Here is a 3,861-nt window from a genome sequence, read left to right on the forward strand (position 1 = left end):
CGGGGGCGCCGGTCGGAGGCTTGGTCCTCGATCCCTTTGGTGGATCCGGAACGACTCTAAAGGTGGCGCTGGAGAATAACCGGGAGTGCACCATCATCGAGATGGGTGAGCAGTATGTAGAGATCGCACAGCGGCGCACGGCGGTCGTGCAGCCGATTTTGAATATATGAATGGGAGAGATGAACGGATGAAATCCATTAACGAATATGTACAAGCGGCGCATCAGAACGCCGTCAGCAAAGGCTGGTGGGACGAGGAGCGCAGTCTCGGGGAGGTCCTTGTTCTGGTCCACTCGGAAGTGTCCGAAGCGCTGGAGGATCATCGAAATGGGCACGAGCCGACGGATGTTTGGTATGAGGAAGAACTGGGCGATGTTACTATCACCCATTATCCAAATGCCTTGCCACAGCTAAAGATTCCAGGGTATTGGAAACCCTGCGGCATCCCGTCCGAGCTGGCCGACATCTGCATCCGCGTATTCGATGCCTGCGGGCGCTATGGTATCGATCTGGAGCAAGCGATCGAAGAAAAGATGGCCTACAACGCGACGCGGCCGCAGCGGCATGGAGGTAAAAAGCTATGAAATACACGCCACAAGACATAACCGGCCTTGATCTTGCTTTCGGCGGGGATATGAAAAAACTCCTCCCACCAATGAGCGAGATTCCTGAAGAGTTTCAGCGGGATAGTAATGAATGGAGTCGCCTCGTATCAACTTGGTTCTTCCGGGGCCTGAAGTCGTTCGACTGCGAGCCCAGGGAAGGGATCGACAAGGGGAAAGCTCTTAAGCATATATCGGCTATTTTGCGAAGCTTTGATCCGTCGCACGAGCACAAGGAAGCCGGCTGCGCATATCTGCTGAGTCTCTGGTTCAAAGAGCCAAAATACACGGCCTAAAGGAGAGATAGAAGCTGAAAGCAAAAATAACCATGACCGTCGAATGGGAATATGAAGTCAAACCAGAAAGCTACTACCAAGCTTTCACGAGTGATCAGGAACGATTGAATTATGACATAAAGGCAATTAAAGATGATCCGTGGCTGATGCTTGAAACAGGTGAATGGACAACTGTTGAAATCAAAGGCGAATTGATCGAAGAAAAGGAGGCATCCCATGGATAAGGAGATCGCAGCGGCCAGACAAGCCCTGCAGCACGTGCCCATCATGGAAGGAAGGATCATTGGCGGCGCGCTCGGGAAACTGGATCGAGCACTGAAGGAGAAGGACGCCGAGATTGAATCCCTCAAGCAGCAGCTGCGCCGGCAAAACGAGTTAGGAGTCGAGTGGATGCTCGATTACTACGCAATGAGTAGCAGGTTTCAGGAGCTGAAAAAGGAATTGGCGGTTGCGCGCCGGGAAATTGATTGGTTACGGGAGGTGCCGCATGCTGGACAAGGGTCTTAAAGTCGAAACATGGTCCCGGGAGCGTCTTGATGCGCATTTGAAGTAAATCGGCGCGGATAAGCCACCGGAAAAGACCAGCCCGCAGCAGTACGAAGTCACGGCGCCGCGGAAGGGGTACAGCGGCAAGTATCTTAAGCGAGGTGGGGAGTATTGATCATCTTCCTGAGTGTTATCGCCGGCATATCGTTCGCGGGCACAATCGCAGAGCAGGATTCAAATAAAGAAGCATCGCGCAATTATTCGTATATTTGCATCGCCGCAATCTTCGCCATGACTGTGATTACGTTGAGTCACAACTAAAAATTTGAGAGGGGAAATCGTCAATGAGTTGGTTGAAAGTCGTGCTGAAAACTAATGTGGGGTCCGGAGAATTGGAAATTGAAGCACCTACCATTGATCATAAACAATCCATTATCGATAAATTCATGGTTATTTTCGGGGCGTCTCCGGCGCTCCAACCTGCTGACGAAAATAGAACACCACCTTCGGATCGCAAGAAAGATGAGACGCATCCGCCCGCGTCTCAGGTTGCTCCAGCGGAGACTGCGCCCGAAAGACCAACTAAAGCCGCCGAATTTGTGAAGCCGGATCTGATCGGATCGACACGAACGTTGCATACGCCGATTTCAGAGATGGTATGGCCGTCGTCGGTTAATGTCGAGGCCGAGAACTCTGAGCCGGATCACTTCAAAACGGGCGTTAAGTACAAAGAGGGCGTGCCGCATTATCGCTGCCGGTATTGGTGCAAAAACCCTGACTGCAAAAACAAGGGGAATCAATACATCGCCGAAAATGAAACATCCGTCGAATGCCACAATTGCGGACAGAAATTGAAAGTGCGTCCGGCTGCTGACGGAAAACTGAAGCGTGACGGATGGGGAAATTTCTTTATTGCTGATGAAGCTGTCAACTAGGACAAGTCTTACTCCAAAAATATTCCGAGAGGGGAAATAATCCATGAAAACCACTATGAACGTTTTGTTTAAATCGATGCAAAAGGACGACAAGAAGGAAGTTTTGAAGTTTGAAATCAAGGGCACGGAGGATGCCGGCGAAGAAATGGAACTGTTTGAGCTTTCCGGCAGCATTGTTGTTCTCTCGCTGGAAGTCGGCGGGGATGACGTGTGCGGCGATATCTCCGCGGAATTCATCTCCATGCAGCGTGATAGCAAAAAGACGGTCATGAAATTCGGTATTAAAGGCGATCGGGACGACAAGGCCCAGCAGTTGTATAAATTCGCTGGCCGGAATGTAACGCTCGGCGTGGCGCCAAGCCAGATGAGCATTGAGGAATTCAACGAACCGCGTGAGGGCGTCCGCGGGACGATCAACCCGGACGGAACGGTAGATGTACACGATCCGAACCAAATGACACTTGAGCAGGCCGCGGCAGCTGCGGAGCAGGAGGAGGACGGCCCGCCGATGCTAGGAGATGATGAGCTGCCGTTTTGATCGGAATAGACAAGCCCCGGCTCCGGCCGGGGAATCCCCAGCAAGTTGAGGTGATGATGATTGGGGCAAATGAGCTTTTTACCGGAAATTGACCGCAAACGCACCCAAGAGGCCGTGGAGGGAATCTTTGAGCGGTACAGGATGTACAAATTCCTGACTTTCGAAGAACGCGAGGCGAGCATCACAGCGTCGCCGACAGAACGGTTTCACGGCCCGACCAACGTGACGAGCGATCAAACCGCCAATATCGCAATATATAACGTGGACACCCCGGCCAAACAGAAAAGCTTTTGTGAGCGGATAGAACGGGTCGTAAAACGGATGCCACGCATGGAAAGGTTTTTGATTGAGGAACGGTACATGACAACTGAGCATGATTATATAACGGACCAGCACGTATATAACCACGTTTTCCAGCCCCCGATCAGCGAGGGGAAGTACAGCAAGATCCGATGGCGGGCGTTTTATAAACTGGCCTGTGATTTGAATCTGCTGGTGGAAAAGGAAAAAGCGTCGGATTGATTGAACAGAAGGGGCAAGTTAACCAAGCCCCTTCTCATAAAGATTATAAAACAGGCAATACAAGGAGGTAGACGACCCAATGCAAGAAACTATGCGTACTGAGTGGGATGAATATCCCATGACTCTGAGACCGAAGCATATTGAAAAAATAATGAAAATGAGTCAGAAGAAAACATATGAATTCCTATCGTCACCACCGTTTCACGTTGCTCGGGCAGGCCGGGAAATATACATCAGCAAATTGGTTTTTCGGAATTGGTTAGAAGGTACGAATTTCGATATTTTCCAAAAAGAAAGCAGCGGCTAATAGTCCGCTGCTTTTTTCGTATCAAAACGCTATTCGTATCAAATTCGTATCACGACCTAAACTACGTCGATAATTCAATGACAGAAAAATAAGAAAACCCTTGCTACGCAAGGGTTTTAGTTGATGATCTGCAGTGGGCTCGAACCACTGACCCCCACCCTGTCAAGATGGTGCTC

General features: G+C 50.4%; 9 protein-coding genes. All 9 read left to right on the top strand.

Annotation, left to right across the window (positions count from 1 at the left end; genetic code table 11):
* Positions 1-20 precede the first annotated feature (20 nt).
* The 9 genes from GQY55_RS31720 to GQY55_RS30550 all read left to right on the top strand — a co-directional run bounded on the left by GQY55_RS31720 (position 21) and on the right by GQY55_RS30550 (position 3,685).
* Positions 21-170 (top strand): DNA methyltransferase, encoded by a 150-nt coding sequence (locus GQY55_RS31720; RefSeq protein ID WP_268895090.1) that lies wholly within the window; start codon positions 21-23, stop codon positions 168-170.
* 17 nt (positions 171-187) lie between these two features.
* Complete coding sequence (locus GQY55_RS30515; RefSeq protein WP_160045685.1) at positions 188-583, top strand: hypothetical protein; 396 nt, start codon at positions 188-190, stop codon at positions 581-583.
* On the top strand, positions 580-897 hold the full coding sequence (locus GQY55_RS30520; RefSeq protein WP_160045686.1) for a hypothetical protein: 318 nt from the start codon (positions 580-582) through the stop codon (positions 895-897). Before GQY55_RS30515 ends, GQY55_RS30520 begins: the two co-directional genes overlap by 4 nt.
* A gap of 32 nt (positions 898-929) precedes the next feature.
* Positions 930-1,121 (top strand): hypothetical protein, encoded by a 192-nt coding sequence (locus tag GQY55_RS30525; RefSeq protein WP_160045687.1) that lies wholly within the window; start codon positions 930-932, stop codon positions 1,119-1,121.
* Positions 1,114-1,404, top strand: a complete 291-nt coding sequence (locus GQY55_RS30530; RefSeq protein ID WP_160045688.1) for a hypothetical protein — start codon at positions 1,114-1,116, stop codon at positions 1,402-1,404. Before GQY55_RS30525 ends, GQY55_RS30530 begins: the two co-directional genes overlap by 8 nt.
* Before the next feature lie 323 nt (positions 1,405-1,727).
* Positions 1,728-2,318 carry a hypothetical protein gene (locus tag GQY55_RS30535; RefSeq protein WP_160045689.1) on the top strand — a complete coding sequence of 197 codons (591 nt, stop codon included), beginning with the start codon at positions 1,728-1,730 and terminating at the stop codon, positions 2,316-2,318.
* 43 nt (positions 2,319-2,361) lie between these two features.
* A complete protein-coding gene (locus GQY55_RS30540) occupies positions 2,362-2,856 on the top strand; it encodes a hypothetical protein (protein WP_160045690.1) in 495 nt (164 codons plus the stop codon).
* 69 nt (positions 2,857-2,925) lie between these two features.
* Positions 2,926-3,378, top strand: coding sequence for an ArpU family phage packaging/lysis transcriptional regulator (locus GQY55_RS30545; RefSeq protein WP_160045691.1), 453 nt, complete (start codon positions 2,926-2,928; stop codon positions 3,376-3,378).
* A 79-nt stretch (positions 3,379-3,457) separates the two neighbouring features.
* On the top strand, positions 3,458-3,685 hold the full coding sequence (locus tag GQY55_RS30550; protein ID WP_160045692.1) for a DNA-binding protein: 228 nt from the start codon (positions 3,458-3,460) through the stop codon (positions 3,683-3,685).
* Positions 3,686-3,861 lie beyond the last annotated feature (176 nt).

The organism is Paenibacillus sp. USDA918EY (assembly GCF_009870825.1).
GTDB classification, from domain to species: Bacteria; Bacillota; Bacilli; order Paenibacillales; family Paenibacillaceae; genus Paenibacillus_AQ; species Paenibacillus_AQ albilobatus.

Bases quoted from the DNA above. Each gene is read 5' to 3' on its own strand.
- GQY55_RS30520 (WP_160045686.1), top strand. From the start codon at position 580: ATGAAATACACGCCACAAGACATAACCGGCCTTGATCTTGCTTTCGGC.
- GQY55_RS30535 (WP_160045689.1), top strand. From the start codon at position 1,728: ATGAGTTGGTTGAAAGTCGTGCTGAAAACTAATGTGGGGTCCGGAGAA.
- GQY55_RS30530 (WP_160045688.1), top strand. From the start codon at position 1,114: ATGGATAAGGAGATCGCAGCGGCCAGACAAGCCCTGCAGCACGTGCCC.
- GQY55_RS30515 (WP_160045685.1), top strand. From the start codon at position 188: ATGAAATCCATTAACGAATATGTACAAGCGGCGCATCAGAACGCCGTC.
- GQY55_RS30525 (WP_160045687.1), top strand. From the start codon at position 930: ATGACCGTCGAATGGGAATATGAAGTCAAACCAGAAAGCTACTACCAA.
- GQY55_RS30540 (WP_160045690.1), top strand. From the start codon at position 2,362: ATGAAAACCACTATGAACGTTTTGTTTAAATCGATGCAAAAGGACGAC.
- GQY55_RS30550 (WP_160045692.1), top strand. From the start codon at position 3,458: ATGCAAGAAACTATGCGTACTGAGTGGGATGAATATCCCATGACTCTG.
- GQY55_RS30545 (WP_160045691.1), top strand. From the start codon at position 2,926: ATGAGCTTTTTACCGGAAATTGACCGCAAACGCACCCAAGAGGCCGTG.